The 16550-nt window shown below is 68.3% G+C and carries 13 protein-coding genes; 3 read left to right on the top strand and 10 right to left on the bottom strand.

Going from position 1 to position 16550, the window contains the following annotated elements; translation table 11 throughout:
• Window positions 1–24 precede the first annotated feature (24 nt).
• From AC5P68_RS11875 to baeS, 10 genes are all read right to left on the bottom strand, one after another.
• Window positions 25–1323, bottom strand: coding sequence for a DUF58 domain-containing protein (locus AC5P68_RS11875; protein WP_049403678.1), 1299 nt, complete (start codon window positions 1321–1323; stop codon window positions 25–27).
• Entirely contained in the window at window positions 1320–2306 is a 987-nt protein-coding gene (locus AC5P68_RS11870; RefSeq protein ID WP_033833772.1) for an AAA family ATPase, read from the bottom strand. The genes AC5P68_RS11875 and AC5P68_RS11870 overlap by 4 nt, the downstream gene beginning before the upstream one ends.
• Window positions 2303–3487, bottom strand: coding sequence for a DUF4350 domain-containing protein (locus AC5P68_RS11865; RefSeq protein WP_033833771.1), 1185 nt, complete (start codon window positions 3485–3487; stop codon window positions 2303–2305). The genes AC5P68_RS11870 and AC5P68_RS11865 overlap by 4 nt, the downstream gene beginning before the upstream one ends.
• Window positions 3484–5106 (bottom strand): DUF4129 domain-containing protein, encoded by a 1623-nt coding sequence (locus AC5P68_RS11860; RefSeq protein ID WP_049403685.1) that lies wholly within the window; start codon window positions 5104–5106, stop codon window positions 3484–3486. Before AC5P68_RS11860 ends, AC5P68_RS11865 begins: the two co-directional genes overlap by 4 nt.
• A complete protein-coding gene (locus AC5P68_RS11855) occupies window positions 5096–6088 on the bottom strand; it encodes a stage II sporulation protein M (RefSeq protein WP_049403679.1) in 993 nt (330 codons plus the stop codon). The genes AC5P68_RS11860 and AC5P68_RS11855 overlap by 11 nt, the downstream gene beginning before the upstream one ends.
• The gene (locus AC5P68_RS11850; protein ID WP_005414811.1) at window positions 6085–6774 is read right to left on the bottom strand and encodes an RDD family protein; all 690 of its coding nucleotides are present in this window, start codon (window positions 6772–6774) and stop codon (window positions 6085–6087) included. The genes AC5P68_RS11855 and AC5P68_RS11850 overlap by 4 nt, the downstream gene beginning before the upstream one ends.
• Before the next feature lie 123 nt (window positions 6775–6897).
• Window positions 6898–7428, bottom strand: coding sequence for a gamma carbonic anhydrase family protein (locus tag AC5P68_RS11845; RefSeq protein ID WP_033833769.1), 531 nt, complete (start codon window positions 7426–7428; stop codon window positions 6898–6900).
• 166 nt (window positions 7429–7594) lie between these two features.
• Window positions 7595–8416: a nucleotidyltransferase domain-containing protein gene (locus tag AC5P68_RS11840; protein ID WP_005414810.1), complete on the bottom strand. Its 822-nt coding sequence runs from the start codon at window positions 8414–8416 to the stop codon at window positions 7595–7597.
• Between the two features lie 131 nt (window positions 8417–8547).
• A complete protein-coding gene (locus AC5P68_RS11835) occupies window positions 8548–9237 on the bottom strand; it encodes a response regulator (RefSeq protein WP_005414809.1) in 690 nt (229 codons plus the stop codon).
• Window positions 9234–10637, bottom strand: coding sequence for a sensor histidine kinase efflux regulator BaeS (baeS, locus tag AC5P68_RS11830; protein ID WP_033833768.1), 1404 nt, complete (start codon window positions 10635–10637; stop codon window positions 9234–9236). The genes AC5P68_RS11835 and baeS overlap by 4 nt, the downstream gene beginning before the upstream one ends.
• 117 nt (window positions 10638–10754) lie before the next feature.
• On the opposite strand from baeS, the gene smeA reads away from it, so the two are divergent.
• The 3 genes from smeA to smeC are packed head-to-tail and all read left to right on the top strand — an operon-like array spanning window position 10755 to window position 16525.
• A complete protein-coding gene (smeA, locus tag AC5P68_RS11825; RefSeq protein ID WP_049403680.1) occupies window positions 10755–11951 on the top strand; it encodes a multidrug efflux RND transporter periplasmic adaptor subunit SmeA in 1197 nt (398 codons plus the stop codon).
• A gap of 12 nt (window positions 11952–11963) precedes the next feature.
• On the top strand, window positions 11964–15113 hold the full coding sequence (smeB, locus tag AC5P68_RS11820) for a multidrug efflux RND transporter permease subunit SmeB (protein ID WP_033833766.1): 3150 nt from the start codon (window positions 11964–11966) through the stop codon (window positions 15111–15113).
• Entirely contained in the window at window positions 15110–16525 is a 1416-nt protein-coding gene (gene smeC, locus AC5P68_RS11815) for a multidrug efflux transporter outer membrane subunit SmeC (RefSeq protein ID WP_495217048.1), read from the top strand. Before smeB ends, smeC begins: the two co-directional genes overlap by 4 nt.
• Window positions 16526–16550 lie beyond the last annotated feature (25 nt).

Genomic DNA, 16550 nt, shown 5'->3' with positions numbered 1-16550 from the left:
GCTGGCCGGCAATCGTTCCTGGTATCAGAGCAACCCTTCGCGCTTCACCGCCAGATAGCGCTCCACCAGTGCACCGGGCAGGGCGTCGGCGGTCACGTCCAGAACCATCACCTTCTCGCTGCGCAGCGCTTCATGCGCTTTCGCGCGCTGCTGCAGGTACAGCGCCGCGGCGCCGGCCTGTGCCGCGTCCTCCAGCGACTGCACCTCATCATCGAGGACAGCATCCAGTTCGCGCTCGCGCAGGCTGGCCACGCACACCAGGTGGCGTTTCTGCAGCAGGCGCACCGCCGCCAGCAGGTCTTCGATGTCCTCATCGCGTACGTTGCTGACCAGCATCACCAGCGCGCGCCGGCGCTGGCGCAGCGACACTTCGGTGGCGGCGGCCAGGTAGTCGGTGGCCACCGCGCGCGGCTGCAGGTCGTAGCTGGCACGCAGCAGGTGCTCGACCGTGCCCATGCCACGCTGCGGTGCCACCCAGCGGCGCTCGCCACCGGTGGCGAACAGGCCGGCAGCATCGCCCTGGCGCAGCGCCAGGTAGGCCACCACCAGAGAGGCGTTCAATGCATGATCGAAGTGCGAGAGCCCGCCTTCGCTCGCCAGCATGCGGCGGCCACTGTCGAGCATCAGCAGCAGCTGCTGGTTCTTCTCGTCCTGGTACTCGCGCGAGACCAGCTTGCGCGCACGCGCGGTGGCCTTCCAGTCCAGCTGGCGCAGGCTGTCGCCGATGCGGTACTCGCGCATCTGGTGGAAGTCGGTGCCTTCACCGCGGCGGCGCTTCACGTGTGCACCGACCAGCCGCGAGGCCTGGTCGGCACTGAACAGGGCGAAGCGGGTGAGCGGTACGAAGTTCGGATAGACCCGCACGTCCAGCGCGGGAGGCAGCGTGCGTTGCTGCCACCACAGGCGCCATGGCGAGCGCATGCGCAGATGCACGCCGTCGAAGCGGAAGCGCCCACGCTGCAGCGGCTGCAGGTGGTAGTGCAGGGTGGAGGCGCTGCCGGGCTTCAGGCGCACGCGCTGCGGCAGCGATTCCAGCGGCCAGCCGCCGGGGACCAGGTCGAACACCTGCACCGTCATCGATGCGTCCGCCTGCAGCCGCAGCGCGGCCTCGCGGCGCACGCCCAGTGCCAGTGCTTCGGGCAGCTCACGCTGGATCTGCGGCGATGGACGCCGCGTCTGCCGCCACAGATCCATCAACGCTGGCACGGCAATCGCCACCGCGGCCAGCGCCCAGCTCCAGCGCGGCAGCATGCCGCCCAGCACCAGGCCACCCAGGGCGGCCCAGGCCAGCAGCAGCGCCAGCAGCAGCGGGGCCGGCCTCATCGGCGCGGTGCTTCCACCTTGGCCAGCAGTGCACCCAGCACGTCGTCGGCGTCCTGGCCTTCGATCTGCAGTTCCGGTGCCAGCGCGATGCGATGGCGCAGCGCGGGGCGCGCGATGTCGCGCACGTCGTCGGGGGTGACGAAGTCACGGCCGGCCAACACCGCCTGCGCGCGCGAGGCACGTACCAGCGCGATGCTGCCACGCGGGCCAGCGCCGACCGCGATACCCGGCCACTGCCTCGTGGCCGCCACAATCCGCACCGCGTAGTCGATCACTTCGTCATCGACGGTGATCGCCGCCGTGGCGCGCTGCAGTTCCAGCAGCTCACCGGCGCCGAGCACGCGCGGCACCTGGCTCAGGTCGAAATCGCTGGCGGCGCGGCCGCTGGTGATCGCGGTCACCATGCGCTTCTCGTCCTCCAGCTGCGGGTAGTCGATCAGCACCTTCAGCAGGAAGCGGTCCAGCTGCGCTTCCGGCAGCGGGTAGGTGCCTTCCTGTTCCAGCGGGTTCTGCGTGGCCAGCGCCATGAACGGCGGCGCCAGGGTGAAGGCCTTGCCTTCGATGGTCACCTGGCCTTCCTGCATCACTTCCAGCAGCGCCGACTGGGTCTTGGCCGGTGCGCGGTTGATCTCGTCGGCCAGCAGCAGATTGGTGAACACCGGGCCACGACGGATCTTGAAGCTCTCGGTCTTCGGGTCGTACACCGCGTGGCCGCTGACGTCGCTGGGCATCAGGTCGGGGGTGAACTGCACGCGACCGTAGTCCAGCTCAAGTGCCTGGGCCAGCGCGCGCACCAGCAGGGTCTTGCCCAGCCCGGGCACGCCCTCGATCAGCACGTGGCCACCGGCCAGCAGGGCCACCAGGATCTGGTCCAGCACATCAGCCTGGCCGATGAAGGCGTGGCCGACGGCATCGCGGATGGCATCGACGCGTTCGATCAGGCGGGCGTTGGCGGCCGCCGGCAGCTCGGGGACTTCGGTCATAGCAGGGATCTCATCTGGAGCAGCAAGCGGATGCGCTCGCGCAGGGCGGAGGAATCGTGCGGCGGAGGGGGCGTGAGCGCGCTGGCAACGCGGCCTTGCGGCCACTTCAGCAGCTCGGCGATGGCCTGATCGCGCGGCGCGCCATCGAGTGCGGCGGCAACCGGTGCGCGCAGGCGCAGGCGGTGCAGGAACAGGGCGAGTACGGCCTCGTACAGGCGCGCGCCGTGGCCGAAACGCAGCAGCAGTTCGCCACTGGCGCGCACGTGCTCCAGCAGCGAACGGCGTTCCAGAACCGGCGACGGCAGCAGGCTGCCGAAGCGCTGCGAGCGGCCCCACAGCCAACCCAGCAGGGCCAGCAGCAACGGTGCCCACAGCGGCCAACCCTGATAGAACATGCGCGACCACAGCGACGGCGGGCGGCTGGCATAGACCAGCCAGACCGCACCCTTGCCGTAGTTCGGATCGAGCAGGTAGCGGGTCAGGTCGCGATGCGACGCGTCGTGCAGGCCGTCGCTGGCCTTGCCCCCTGCGGAGGCCAGGCGCGCCGCCGGTGAGTCCACCTCGCTGCGCATGAACTCCATGTCGGCCAGCACGCTCACCTTGCCCTGGCCATGGCGCAGGCGCGCGAACACCAGGTCGCGATCCGTGCCCCAGCGACGTTCGGCCTGCGCACTGGCGGCAAAACCCAGGGTGAAGCGACGGCCACCGCAGAATTCGACGTGGCCAGGATCGTCGTCGACATGGAACGGCTGGCAGTCGCTGCGCTGGAACAGGCTGTCCACGCCCAGCCGGTCCAGCAAGGGGCCCTGCGTGCTGCCGGCATCGTCCTCGGCCGGCGGCGGTGTACGTACCAGCAGGTGGCCGCCACCGTCGACCCAGTCCAGCAGCGCGCTGGCAACGGGCGGCGGCAGTTCGCTGCTGTCCTGCAGCAGCACCACCGTATCGTTCGGCCCCAGTGCCATCTGCTGCAGTTCCAGCCGTGGCCGCGAGTGCACGTCAATGCCATCGGCGCGCAGGGCCTGGCCGAGTACGTACAGCGGGTTGTAGGCGGCTTCGCCCTGTGGCGGCAGCCGGATCGTCTCGGTCACCCGTTCGTGCGTGCGCAGGTAGAGGATGGTCAGCGGTACACCGAACAGCACCAATGCACCGAGCAGCAGCGACCAGAACAGGCGCGGACTCATGCCTGCCACCCGTACTGCTGGCGCAGGGTATCGGCCAATGCATCGAAATCGGCGCGGCTGGGCAGGCGGCCACCGTAGGCGGCGTACTGCCACATGCGCACGATGCGCGCGAACAGGTCACGATCGGTGGCATCAGGCATGCGCCGCGACGCGCGCAGGCATTGCGCTTCGGTGGCACCAGGTGGAAGCGCGATACCGCTGCGCTCGCCCACCGTGCGCACACTGGCGCGGTACAGCAGGGCCAGCGCCTGCCGCGGCCGGCCCTGGTCCCAGAGCAGGCCAGCCTGGGTGGCCACGTCCGGCGGCAGCACCACCGGCAACTCCACCTGTTCCTCCAGCACCTTCGGTGCAGCGTCGGCCTTGCGCCGGCCACTGCCACGCAGCCATGGCAGCCACAGCCGCGCGGTCAGCAGCAGCACCAGCAGCAGGATGCCGAGCAGGCCCCACAGGCCCCATTCGGCCAGCCGTGCCAGCCAGGCGATGCCGTCCCTGCGCGCTTTGCGTTCACCTTTGCTGTTGGTGTCACGCTGCAGCTGCTTGTCTTCCTTCTTTTTTTCCTCGGCCTGCTCGATCGGCTTCCAGCGGGTGACCTCGCGGGTCGGGCGCTGCAGCGGGTCCTCATAGGCGCGGTTAACCGCTTGACGGAAACCGGCGGTGTCCACCGGCGTGCCACCGAAGATGGTGGCCGGCGTGTTGGCCGGGTCGATGGTCGGTTCATCGTCGTCGTCTTCGGCGGCGATGTTATTGGCGTTGGGCTTGCCCATTGCGCGCCCGGGCTCGGCATCTGCGTCCTGCGCATGCACCGGGGCGGAGACCAGCGGCAGTGCCAGGCACAGCAGCAGCGCCAGCGTCGATGCCGCCGGCAGCAGGCGATCGCGCAGGCGGCGCAGGGCGATTTCGACGTCCCAGGCTTCCATCTGCGTACGCCGGTTCAAGTACAGGCCAAAGCCCGCACCGACGAAGAACGGGCCGATCAGCGCCGAGGCCAGCCAGCAGGCCAGATTGAAACCGAAGCGTGCCCATGCCGGCGTGTCCTTGCCGATCATGTCCCACGCCGCACGCCAGGATTCGGACATCAGGTCCAGTGGCATGAACATGAACACTGCACCGATGGCACCAGATACCAGCACCGCTTCGAACGCCATGCAGGTCACGGTCAGCACTGTCGCCGCACCTGCGGCGCCGGCAGCCACCGCACGGCGGCGTGGACCGCGCTGGCCCGGTGCGTTGCCTTCCAGCAGGTTCACCGGCAGGCACAGGCTGCGCAGCACGCTGAAGCGACGCCAGCCCAGGTAGCCCCAGGAACCAGTGTTGCCCCAGTGGCGCTGCGCACGCAGGGCCGAAAGTGTGCTGACCGGTTCGCCGAAGATGCCGCGCGACAGCACATACAGCGGCGCACGCTCGAACAGTGGCTTGCACCACCACATCGCCAGCCAGGCCCAGCCGAAGGCATCCAGCCACCATCCCAGCGCGTTGAAGATCACGAACAACGGAGCACTGGCCAGCAGCCAGCTGCCCCACACGGCGCGCGCATGGCGGCGGGCGAGGGCACTGCCCAGCTCCATCGCTTCCCAGCCGCTGCGTGCACGCAGCACTACGTCCAGACGGTCAATGCGCATGGCCGCCTCCACGCCCGCCACGCCATAGCCACAGCAGCACGCCGGCCCAGAGCACTCCGGCGACGCCGAACTTGGTCCATGCGGGGACTTCCGCGATCGACGACCAGAACGCTTCGATGAAGGCTGCGACCAGCAGCATGAACGCCACGCCCAGGCACAGCCGCGCACCGATGCGGCCACCGTCGACCAGCGCGTCCAGGCGGCTGCGCCGGCCCGGTGCCAGCAGCTTCATGCCCAGCTGCAGGCCGGCACCGCCGGCGATCACGATCGCGGTCAGCTCGAACGCGCCATGGCCGGCCACGAAGCGCCAGAATGGTCCACCGTGTCCGATGTGCTGCAGGTGGCCGGCCACCGCGCCGATGGTGACGCCGTTGAACAGCAGCACCAGCAGCGTACCCAGCCCGGCCAGCAGGCCGCTGGCGAAGGTGCGCAGGGCAATGCTGATGTTGTTGAGGATGTAGTGGCCGAACATCATCCAGTCGGTACCGCTGTCGCGGCCCAGTCGTTCGGCGGCAGGGTCGTACATGCGCTCCATCGCGGCGATCTGGCGGTTGTCCATCAACGTGTGGATCAGGTCCGGGTAGACCTGTACAAGCACGAAGCAGGCGATTGCCGGCAGCGCGAACATCGCCAGCGCCACCCACATGCTGCGTGCCTGGCTGCGCACGAGCAGCGGGAAGTCGGCCACGAGGAATTCCAGCGCGGCGCGCCAGCGCGTCGGCCGTGTGCGGTACAGCACACTGTGGCCCTGCTGCATCAGCTGCTGCAGGCGCTGGAGCAGCTGCGGGCTGTAACCGCGCTCGCGGGCCAGCGCCAGCTGCTGGCACAGGCGCCGGTAGCGCTGCGGGACGGCGGTATCGTCCAGTGCCAGGCCGCTGGCCTTGCGGCGCGCGCGGCGCGAGGCGCCGGCACGCAGCAGCAGCCACTGTTCCAGCTCCTGCCATTCCTGCTGGTAGCGGGCGACGAACTGTTCCTGTTTCATCGCCGCCCCAGCAGCCAGTTGGCCATGGCGTACAGGCGCAGCACGGCGACCTGGCCGTGGGTACCGGTCAGGGGCTCGGCAATGCCGGCCAGCTCCTGCTGGCGGGCCGCCGACAGCCGTGGCGCGCGCTCGGCGAAGGCCATCAGCGCGGCCTGTTCCTCCGGTCGCAGTGGCTGCGGCGGGGCCAGCACGCTGTCGATGGTAGGTGGCGGCGGCAGGTACAGCACAGGCGCGTGCACCACCACGGTGCCGGCCACCAGGTCGCCGAGGCGGCGGCCGTGCGGATCGAACAGGCTGCTGACCAGGCCCAGTGCATAGCCGAACGGCAGCATGTCCACCGTGCGCAGCAGGTTGCGGGTGATCGCCGCCATCCAGCCCACGGGCGCGCCATCGCGGGACAGCACGCGCAGGCCCAGCGCGCGCTTGCCCAGGGTACGGCCCCACAGCGCCTCGCACACGATCGGGTAGACCCAGTAGACCAGGAACATCAGCACCAGGTTGAGGCCGGAGCCGAATTCGTCCAGCACCGCCAGCGGAATCGCCATCAGCACCAGTACCGCGATGCGCACGCCAAGATCGACCAGCCAGGCCATGGCCCGCGGCAGCGGTCCGGCTACCGGCAACTGAAGCAGCACACCCTCCGGCGTCACCACCTCACGGTAGGTATCGAGCATCGGTGCGGCCATCAGCGCGGTGGCCTTCGTTGTGGGCGCCGGAGTCCTCTCCGGCTGGCAACCACAGGCATGGGGGTCTCGACAGGTCCTGGTCGGGCCCAGACTTTAGCAGAGCCGCGCGGCAGCGTTGGCTGCTCAGCCCCGGTATTCGTCCTTCAGCCGCACGTAGTGATCGGCCGAGTACTGCAGCGACTCGATCTCCTTGTCGCTCAGCGTGCGTGCCGGCCGGGCAGGGTTGCCGACCCACAGCTCGCCTTCGCCCACCACCTTGCCGGGGCCGATCACCGCACCGGCGCCGACGAAGCCATGGCGCTCCACGCGGGCACCGTCGAGGATGCAGGCGCCCATGCCGATCAGGCTGTAATCGCCGATCGTGCAGGCGTGGATGATGCAGCCGTGGCCGACGGTCACGCCTTCGCCGATCAGGGTCGGGTAGCCGGCCTTGTTGTACGGGCTGTGGTGGCTGACGTGGATGATGGTGCCGTCCTGCACGTTGGTGCGTGCACCGATGCGTACGTAATTGACGTCACCGCGGATGACCGTGCCCGGCCACACCGACACGTCGTCGCCCAGTTCCACGTCACCGATGATCGTGCACGACGGGTCGATGTACACGCGCTCGCCGAGGACGGGCATCTTGTCGCGGAAGGGGCGCAGCGGGTTCATCGGGGTCTCCGGAAATCAGGGCGTTCGCGACGATGATACCCGCGTGGTCCGCACGCCGCGTGCCTGCCGCGGGTAGTGCCGGCCGCTGGCCGGCAACCACGGAAATCCAAGCGTGCCGCGCGGTTGCCGGCCAGCGGCCGGCACTACCAGAGGCAGGTGCGGCTCTTCATTCAGGCGCGTGCTCGGCCAGCATCTGCCGGAACAGCTCATCCAGCCACGCAGCATCACCTCGTCCGGCGGGCAGCTGTGGCGCCTGCGCAGTCCGGATGGCCAGTTCACGATCGATGTAGTCGCTGATCGCCGCAATGCGCGGCCCGGCAGCGACCTCGGCGCTGGCCCGTTTGACCGCCAGCAGGGCATCGATGACTTCACGCACCGCACCGTCTGGCAGCAGCCGGTCCAGCAGATCCTCGAAGGCCATCGGCGGGGGTGTCTGTTCGTGCTCTATCCACTGGCAGGCCAGCAGTGGGCGCAGCACGTACAGGTACTTCTTGGTGCGCACCGTTTCGCCACGCAGGTAGCCGCGATGGTTCGAGCGCGCCATGTTGAAGTAGTGCCACCAGGTGCCCAGCGGTGAATGGAACGCTTTCGCTGCTTCCCACAACTGTGACACCGCCGCCTGATCCTGCTGGTAGACGATCGGCGAGCGCAGCCACTCGATCAGTGTCGGATTGGATTTTGAAACCAGTCGCAGTGCCTTGCGCAGGTCCCAGCCGCTCACGTCGAGCTCATCGTCGATCGGCAGTTCGATCACATCGCGCTGCGCTTCGCCGGGACCGGTGCTCTCGTTGACGCTGAGATACCAAGGCTGGCGATGCACGTAGATGAAGCGCGCGTCGTAGTCGCTGTCGGGCGAGGAAAAGCCCCAGCCGCGGCTGCCCGACTCGCACGCCAGCAGCACGCGTACGTCGTAGCGCTGTTCGATGTCAGCCAGGGTGGAAAGGATGGCGGCGCGCTTGTCCGGCGCGATCGGGTGGATGTCGTCCATGCAGTTGTGTTCGTAATGTCGAGCGTGCTCGACTGTAACGCAGGTGCGCACCGGTAGTGCCGGCCGCTGGCCGGCAACCACGGAAATCCAGGCGTACCGCGCGGTTGCCGGCCAGCGGCCGGCACTACCGGCTAGGGTTCGTAGCTGTAGCCCATGCCGTACACCGAACGGATCGGCTCGCCTTCCATGCCGGCGTCGGCCAGCTTGCGGCGCAGGTTGCGCACATGGCTGTCGACGGTGCGGTCGACCACCACGCGATGGTCCAGGTACAGCCGGTCGAGCAGTTCATCGCGCGCCCAGATCCGGCCCGGGGTGGCCAGCAGCGTGCGCAGCAGGCGGTACTCCACCGGCGTCAGGTCCAGGCCCTTGCCGTTCCAGGTGGCGCGTGCGGCCGGCTCGTCGATGTGCAGGCCACCGTTGGCGCGCGCACCCGGGTCCGGGCGGTAGCGGCGCAGCACCGCCATTACCCGCGCGACCACTTCGCGCGGACTGAACGGCTTGCAGATGTAGTCGTCGGCGCCGATCTCCAGGCCCAGCAGGCGGTCGATCTCTTCCACCCGTGCGGTGACCATGATGACCGGTACATCGCTGCTGGCACGCAGTTCGCGGCACAGGTCCACACCGTCGCGCTGCGGCAGCATCAGGTCCAGCAGCACCAGGTCGGGCTGGTAGCGCGCGAATGCGTCGATCACCTGGCCACCGTCGTCCACCCACTCGCTGGCCATGCCGGCGGCGGCCAGGTAGTCGCGCAGTACCGAGGCCAGGCGCGGCTCGTCCTCGACGATCAGGATCTTCGTGGACGTGGCGGGCGACGTGCTCATGCAGGCTCCGGCAGGCTGATGACCACGCGCAGCCCGCCCAGCGGCGAGGGCGCGGCGTGGATGACGCCGTGGTGGGCGAGGATGATGTTGTGGCTGATGGCCAGGCCCAGCCCGCTGCCGCCACTGGCGCGGTTGCGCGAACTTTCCACGCGGTAGAAGCGTTCGAACAGCAGTGCACACTTGTCGGGCGGAACGCCCGGCGCGGTGTCTTCCACGACCAGCTGCACGCCGGCAGGCACGCGCGCTGCCTGCACGCGTACGCGGCCACCGGCATGGGTGTAGCGCAGTGCGTTTTCCAGCAGGTTGGCCAGCACCTGCTGCAGGCGCCGTTCGTCACCGGACACCTGCAACGGCGTGGCGGGCAGGTCTTCTTCCAACGCCAGGCCTGCATTGGCGAAGCGCACGCGCATGCCATTGAGTTCGCTGCGCAGCAGCGCCACCAGGTCCAGTGGCGCGAAGCGGTACGCCAGGCCGCCGGACTGGGTCATCGACAGGTCGTGCAGGTCGTCGATCAGCTTGCCCAGCTGGCGGATCTCGCCCTGCAGGCCCACCAGGTTGGCCCGGTCCAGCGGACGGATGCCATCTTCGATCGCCTCCAGCTCGGCGCGCACCACGGCCAATGGCGTGCGCAGCTCATGCGAGATGTCGGCAATGAAGGCGCGGCGGTTGCGTTCGGTATCGTCCAGCGCCTGCGCCATCCGGTTGAAGTCGTTGACCAGCGCGTCCAGCTCATCGTCACTGGTGCGCTCGATGCGGGTGGCGTAGTCACCGGCGGCTAACCGGTGGGTGGCAGCGGCCAGCTTGGCAAGGCGCTGGCGCAGCGCACGCGATACCAGCCAGGCCAGCAGTACCGTCACCAGCAGTAGCGCGATGCCGATCACCCACCAGGCGCGCACCTGGGTGTTGTAGAAATTCAGGTCGTTGGTGGCGATGACGGTCTGGAACGGCACCATGCCCAGCCAACCGACGGTCTGCCCGTCCACCTGCACCGCATGCGGCTCGTCATCGCTGGTGGCGTCGGGGTTGCCGGCCACGAAACGGTGCTGCGCGTCGAACAGGCCCAGGCGCGACGGCACGCCGGTCTGGTCGGACAGCGACGGCACCGGTCCTTCGTGCCCATGGGCCAGGTCCGGGCGCAGCAGCCGCGCCCAGCGGTCGCCATCACCGTGCAGATGCTCCCAGCCACCGTGCTCGCGGTACTCGCGCTGCAGGTGTGGCATCAGCCGCTGCATGCGCAGGTCGCCCTGGTCGTTGAGGTAGTCCAGGAAGCCGGTCTGGAAGGCCACGCGGCTGGCAACACCGTTCACTGCCAGCACCAGCAGGCAGGCGGTGAAGATCGCGAGGAAGGTCTTCGCGGTCAGGCCGAATTTGAGTTGGAACTTCGCCATCGCGAAGGCCATTAGCGGCGCATGCGGCGCCGAAAGCAAGCGCCAGCTGAGCCCGTCGCACAATCTCCATATTCTCTGCACAGTTTCACGGCAGCGTGCACGGGTCAACGCAAGGCCCCCACGCCCCCCATGTCCCTCCTGCGCCCGCTGTCCCGTTCCCCGCGTCCCCTGCTGTTGCCCCTGCTGCTGGCCCTGGCGGCCTGTTCGGCGGGCAGGACCGATGCCCCGGCCATGCCCGAAGTGGGCGTCATCATCGCCCGCGCGCAGCCGCTGGCACTCCAGCAGACCTTGCCCGGCCGTGCCGTGCCGTTCGAGATCTCCGAGGTGCGGCCGCAGGTCGGCGGCCTGATCCGCCAGCGGTTGTTCACCGAAGGCCAGCAGGTCAAGGCAGGGCAGCTGCTGTACCAGGTCGACCCGGCACCGTACCAGGCGGCCTTCGATACCGCGCGCGGGCAGCTGGCGCAGGCCGAGGCTACCGTGTTGTCGGCACAGCCGAAGGCCGAGCGTACCCGCGCGCTGGTGAGCATGGATGCAGCCAGCAAGCAGGACGCCGACGATGCCACCTCGGCATTGAAGCAGGCGCAGGCCAACGTGATTGCCGCGCGCGCTGCATTGCAGGCTGCCCGCATCAACCTCGACTACACCCGGGTGACCGCCCCCATCGACGGCCGCATCGGCACCTCCAGCGTCACCGCCGGCGCGCTGGTCGCGGCCGGCCAGGATACGGCACTGGCCACCATCCAGCGGCTGGACCCGGTGTACCTGGATGTCACCCAGTCCAGCACGCAGATGCTGGCGCTGCGCAAGCAGCTCGATGCGGGCCTGGTGAAGGCCATCGATGGCAAGGCACAGGTAAAGGTGCTGCTGGAGGACGGCAGCACCTACGCGCATGAAGGCACCTTGGAGTTCGTCGGCAGCGCAGTGGATCCGGGCACCGGCAACGTGAAGCTGCGCGCGGTCATTCCGAACCCGGACGGCCTGCTGTTGCCGGGCATGTACCTGAAGGCGGTGCTGCCGATGGCCACCGACGCGCGTGCCCTGCTGGTGCCGCAGAAGGCGGTGGTGCGCAACGAACGCGGCGAACCGCTGCTGCGCCTGCTCGACGCCAAGGATCATGTGGTCGAGCGCCGCGTCAGCACCGGCCAGGTGGTCGGTAACCAGTGGCAGATCACCAGCGGCCTCAAGGCTGGCGAACGGGTGATCGTCAGCAACGGCAGCGCGGTATCGCTCGGCCAGCAGGTGAAAGCGGTGGCGGCCACGACGGCGCAGTTGGCGGCGATGCCGGCGGTCGATCCGAACGGCAACACCGACGAAAAGTCGCACTGAGGCCTGGCCCACATGGTTCGTTTCTTCATCGACCGGCCGATCTTCGCCTGGGTGATCGCCATCGCGGTCAGCCTGCTCGGCCTGCTCGCGATCCTGATCCTGCCGGTGGACCGCTACCCGCAGATCGCCCCGCCCACCATCACCATCCGCGCCACCTACACCGGCGCCTCGTCGCAGACCGTGGAAAACGCGGTCACCCAGGTCATCGAGCAGTCCCAGCAAAGCCTCGATCACCTGATGTACATGACCTCGACCAGTGCCTCCGACGGCTCGGCGCAGGTCAACCTGGTGTTCGCCACCGGTACCAATCCGGATACCGCGCAGGTGCAGGTGCAGAACCAGCTGCAGGCCGCCATGGCCACGCTGCCGCAGGCGGTGCAGCAGAACGGCCTGACCATCACCAAGTCCAGTGGTTCGATCTTCGAGGTGCTGTCGTTCACCAGCGAAGACGGCAGCATGGACAACTTCGATGTCGCCAACTTCATGGAAGCGCGCATCGATGACCAGATCAGCCGCGTCAGCGGTGTCGGCAACATCCAGCCGATCGGCCAGGAATACGCCATGCGCATCTGGCTGGATCCGGAGAAGATGCGCCAGTACGCGCTGATGCCGTCGGACATCGAGACCGCACTGCAGGCACAGAACACCGATGTCTCCGCCGGTGAGCTGGGTGGCCAGCCGGCGCTGAAGGGCCAGCAGCTCGACGCCACGGTAACCGCGCGCAGCCGCCTGCACACGCCCGAGCAGTTCGCGCAGGTGGTGCTCAAGGCCGATGCCAACGGCAGCGTGGTGCGTCTGGGCGACGTGGCGAAGATCGGCCTCGGGCCGGAAAGCTACGACAGCATCAGCACCTTCAATGGCAAGCCGTCGGCGTCGCTGGGCATTGAACTCAATGCCGGTGCCAACGCGATCGCCGTCTCCAAGGCCATCGATGCACGGCTTCAGCAGCTGCAGAAGTACTGGCCGCATGGCTACACCGCCCACGTGGCCTTCACCACCACGCCATTCGTGACCATTTCGCTGAAGGAAGTGGTGATCACCCTGATCGAAGCGATCATCCTGGTGGTGCTGGTGATGTACCTGTTCCTGCAGAACTGGCGCGCCACGCTGATCCCGACCATCGCGGTGCCGGTGGTGCTGCTGGGCACGTTCGGCGTGCTGGCTGCATTCGGGTATTCGATCAACACCCTGACCATGTTCGCACTGGTGCTGGCCATCGGCCTGCTGGTGGACGATGCCATTGTGGTGGTGGAGAACGTAGAGCGGGTGATGACCTTCGAAGGGCTGGCGCCGAAGCCGGCCACGCTGAAGGCGATGGGCCAGATCACCGGCGCGCTGGTCGGCATCGTGCTGGTGCTGACCGCGGTGTTCCTGCCGATGGCGTTCTTCAGCGGTGTAACCGGGGTGATCTATCGCCAGTTCTCGGTGACGATCGCCGCCGCGATGATCCTGTCGGTGCTGGTGGCGATGACCATCACCCCGGCACTGTGTGGCAGCATCCTGCACCAGATTCCCAAGGGCGGCCATCCGCATGGCGACCACGGTGGCGAGCCGAGCCTGCTGGGCAAGTTCTTCATCTGGTTCAACCACCGCTTCGAGCGTACCTCCAACGGCCTGCGTCACCGCGTGGATCGTTTCCTCGGCCGCCGCTCGCTGGGCGTGCTGTTCTACCTGGTGCTGAGCGTGGCCACCGGCCTGTTGCTGTGGCACCTGCCGGGCGCGTTCCTGCCCGATGAAGACCAGGGCATGCTCAACGCGCTGGTGAAGCTGCCGGCCGGTTCCACGCTGGAGCAGACGCGGGCGGTGATGGATCGTCTGAGTGCCGTCGCGGTGAAGGACGACGGCGTGCTCTCGATCCAGGCCACCGCCGGCTTCAGTGTTACCGGCAGCGGCCAGAACGTCGGCCAGGCCTTCATCCGCCTGAAGGACTGGGATGACCGCAAGGACGACGCCGATACCATCGCCGCACGCTTGACGCGGGCGATGGCCAGCGTGCCCGATGCGCAGGTGTTCATCACCTCGCCACCGGCCATCCTGGGCCTCGGCGATGCGGGTGGCTTCACCCTGGAACTGCAGGACGAAGGCGGTGCCGGCCATGCCGCCGCCGTGGCCGCGCGCAACACGCTGCTGAAAGAAGCCGCCAAGGACCCGAAGCTGGTCAACGTGCGCTACGCCAGCCTGGAAGACGCGCCGGTATACGCGGTGAAGGTGGACGACGCCAAGGCGCAGGCGATGGGCGTGAACCCGCAGGACGTCAATGACACCTTGAACGCGGCGTTGGGCGGCGACTTCGTCAACAACTTCATCTACAAGGGACGCATCAAGAAGGTGTTCATCCAGGGCACCGCCGAAGCACGCATGCAGCCGCAGGACATCGAGCGCTGGAGCGTGCGCAACCAGGCCGGGCAGATGGTGCCGCTGTCGTCGCTGATCAGCACGCATTGGACCAGTGCGCCGGCCGCACTGCAGCGCTACAACGGCGTATCAGCGATGGAAATCACCGGACAGCCGGCGCCGGGCGTCAGCTCCGGCGAGGCGATGGCCGAGATCGCGCGGCTGGCCGACACACTGCCGGAAGGCTTCAGCCATGCCTGGTCGGACATGGCCTACCAGGAACAGTTGTCGGGCAACCAGGCGCCAATGCTGTACGCCATCTCGCTGCTGTTCGTGTTCCTGTGCCTGGCCGCGCTGTATGAAAGCTGGGCGGTGCCGTTCGCGGTGATGCTGGCGGTGCCGGTGGGTGTGTTCGGTGCGGTGCTGATGATGAACCTGCGTGGCCTCAACAACGACGTGTACTTCCAGGTCGGCCTGCTGACCACGATTGGTCTGGCAGCGAAGAACGGCATCCTGATCGTCGAGTTCGCGCGCATCCTCGAACAGCAGGGCAGGGACACCCGCGACGCAATCCTGCAGGCGGTCTACCTGCGGCTGCGGCCGATCGTGATGACTTCGCTGGCGTTCCTGATGGGCGTGTTGCCGCTGGTGTTCGCCACCGGGGCCGGTTCGGCCGCGCGCCGTTCGCTGGGTACCGGCGTGGCCGGTGGTACGGTGGCCTCGATGGTGCTGGGCATGTTCTTCGTGCCGTTGTTCTACCTGCTGGTGCGCCGCCTGTTCCCGGGCCGCGCGTCGGCCGACGCCACTGTCCCGGAGACAAGCCCATGAAGCCGATGCTGCTGCGCGCCCTGGCGGCCGCAACGATGACCGCCGTGCTGGGCGGCTGCGTGAGCATGGCCCCGCACTACCAGCGACCCGAGGCGCCGGTGCCGGCACAGTTCGGCAATGCCGCCATCGGCGCGGCCGAACCGGCACTGGCGATGCCGGCCTGGCGCGACGTGTTCCTGGAACCGCGCCTGCAGCAGGTCATCGCGCTGGCGCTGCAGAACAACCGCGACCTGCGCGTGGCGGTGCTGCAGGTGGAGAAGGAGCGCGCGCAGTACCGCATCCAGCGCGCGGCACCGCTGCCGCCGGTGGATGCCAGCGGCAGTGTCACCCGTTCGCGGGTGAGCGATGCCAACAGCGAGACCGGCGTCACCCAGGTGACCGAATCCGATGCCGTGCAGGTGGGCATCAGCAGCTGGGAGCTGGACCTGTTCGGGCGTATCCGCAGCTTGAAGAACGAGGCGCTGCAGAACTGGCTGGCCAGCGCCGAGAACCAGCGCGCCGCGCGCACCAGCCTGGTGGCTGAAGTGGCGACGGCGTGGCTGGCGCTGGCGGCCGACGAGCAGTCGCTGGCATTCACGCAACAAACGCTGGACAGCCAGCAGCAGACCCTTCAGCGCACCGAGGCCCGCCATGCACAGGGGCTGGCCTCGGGCCTGGACCTGTCGCAGGTGCAGACCAGCGTGGAAGCCGCGCGCGGTGCGCTGGCGAAGCTGCAGGCCCAGCAGGCGCAGGATCGCGATGCATTGCAGCTGTTGGTGGGGGCACCGCTGGATCCGGCCCTGCTGCCAACCGCGCAGGCGCTGGGTGGCAGCGTCGCATTGGCGCCGCTGCCCGCCAACCTGCCGTCCAGCGTGTTGCTGCAGCGTCCGGACGTGCTGTCCGCCGAGCATGCATTGCAGGCAGCCAACGCCGATATCGGTGCCGCGCGCGCCGCATTCTTCCCGACGCTGGCGTTGACCGCCAACTACGGCCACAGTTCCACCGCGTTGTCGACGCTGTTCTCGGCCGGCACCCGTGGCTGGTCGTTCGCGCCCAGCATCACCGCGCCGATCTTCCATGCCGGTGCACTGAAGGCCTCGCTGGATGCCTCGAAGATCGGCAAGGACATCGGCATCGCGCAGTACGAGAAGGCGATCCAGCAGGCCTTCAGTGAGGTGGCCGATGCGCTGGCCACGCGCGATCACCTGACCGCGCAGCTGGACGCGCAACGCGCGTTGGTGGCTGACAGCCAGCGCAGCTACACCTTGGCCGATGCGCGCTACCGCACCGGACTGGATGGCTACCTGCAGTCGTTGGATGCGCAGCGCAGCCTGTATGCCGCGCAGCAGGACCTGATCGCCCTGCAGCAGCAGGAGGCGGGCAACCGGGTGACGCTGTTCAAGGTGTTGGGTGGCGGCGCCGACGCGCGGTAACGCGCCCGCCAATGTGGGTGTGTCT

The organism is Stenotrophomonas sp. YJH_SMC_58 (assembly GCF_059369635.1).
Note: the sequence above shows the minus strand (reverse complement) of the source record. Positions and strands in the feature narration are given on the sequence as shown.

Bases quoted from the DNA above. Each gene is read 5' to 3' on its own strand.
- AC5P68_RS11875 (WP_049403678.1), bottom strand. From the start codon at position 1,323: ATGAGGCCGGCCCCGCTGCTGCTGGCGCTGCTGCTGGCCTGGGCCGCC.
- AC5P68_RS11870 (WP_033833772.1), bottom strand. From the start codon at position 2,306: ATGACCGAAGTCCCCGAGCTGCCGGCGGCCGCCAACGCCCGCCTGATC.
- AC5P68_RS11865 (WP_033833771.1), bottom strand. From the start codon at position 3,487: ATGAGTCCGCGCCTGTTCTGGTCGCTGCTGCTCGGTGCATTGGTGCTG.
- AC5P68_RS11860 (WP_049403685.1), bottom strand. From the start codon at position 5,106: ATGCGCATTGACCGTCTGGACGTAGTGCTGCGTGCACGCAGCGGCTGG.
- AC5P68_RS11855 (WP_049403679.1), bottom strand. From the start codon at position 6,088: ATGAAACAGGAACAGTTCGTCGCCCGCTACCAGCAGGAATGGCAGGAG.
- AC5P68_RS11850 (WP_005414811.1), bottom strand. From the start codon at position 6,774: ATGGCCGCACCGATGCTCGATACCTACCGTGAGGTGGTGACGCCGGAG.
- AC5P68_RS11845 (WP_033833769.1), bottom strand. From the start codon at position 7,428: ATGAACCCGCTGCGCCCCTTCCGCGACAAGATGCCCGTCCTCGGCGAG.
- AC5P68_RS11840 (WP_005414810.1), bottom strand. From the start codon at position 8,416: ATGGACGACATCCACCCGATCGCGCCGGACAAGCGCGCCGCCATCCTT.
- AC5P68_RS11835 (WP_005414809.1), bottom strand. From the start codon at position 9,237: ATGAGCACGTCGCCCGCCACGTCCACGAAGATCCTGATCGTCGAGGAC.
- baeS (WP_033833768.1), bottom strand. From the start codon at position 10,637: ATGGCCTTCGCGATGGCGAAGTTCCAACTCAAATTCGGCCTGACCGCG.
- smeA (WP_049403680.1), top strand. From the start codon at position 10,755: ATGTCCCTCCTGCGCCCGCTGTCCCGTTCCCCGCGTCCCCTGCTGTTG.
- smeB (WP_033833766.1), top strand. From the start codon at position 11,964: ATGGTTCGTTTCTTCATCGACCGGCCGATCTTCGCCTGGGTGATCGCC.
- smeC (WP_495217048.1), top strand. From the start codon at position 15,110: ATGAAGCCGATGCTGCTGCGCGCCCTGGCGGCCGCAACGATGACCGCC.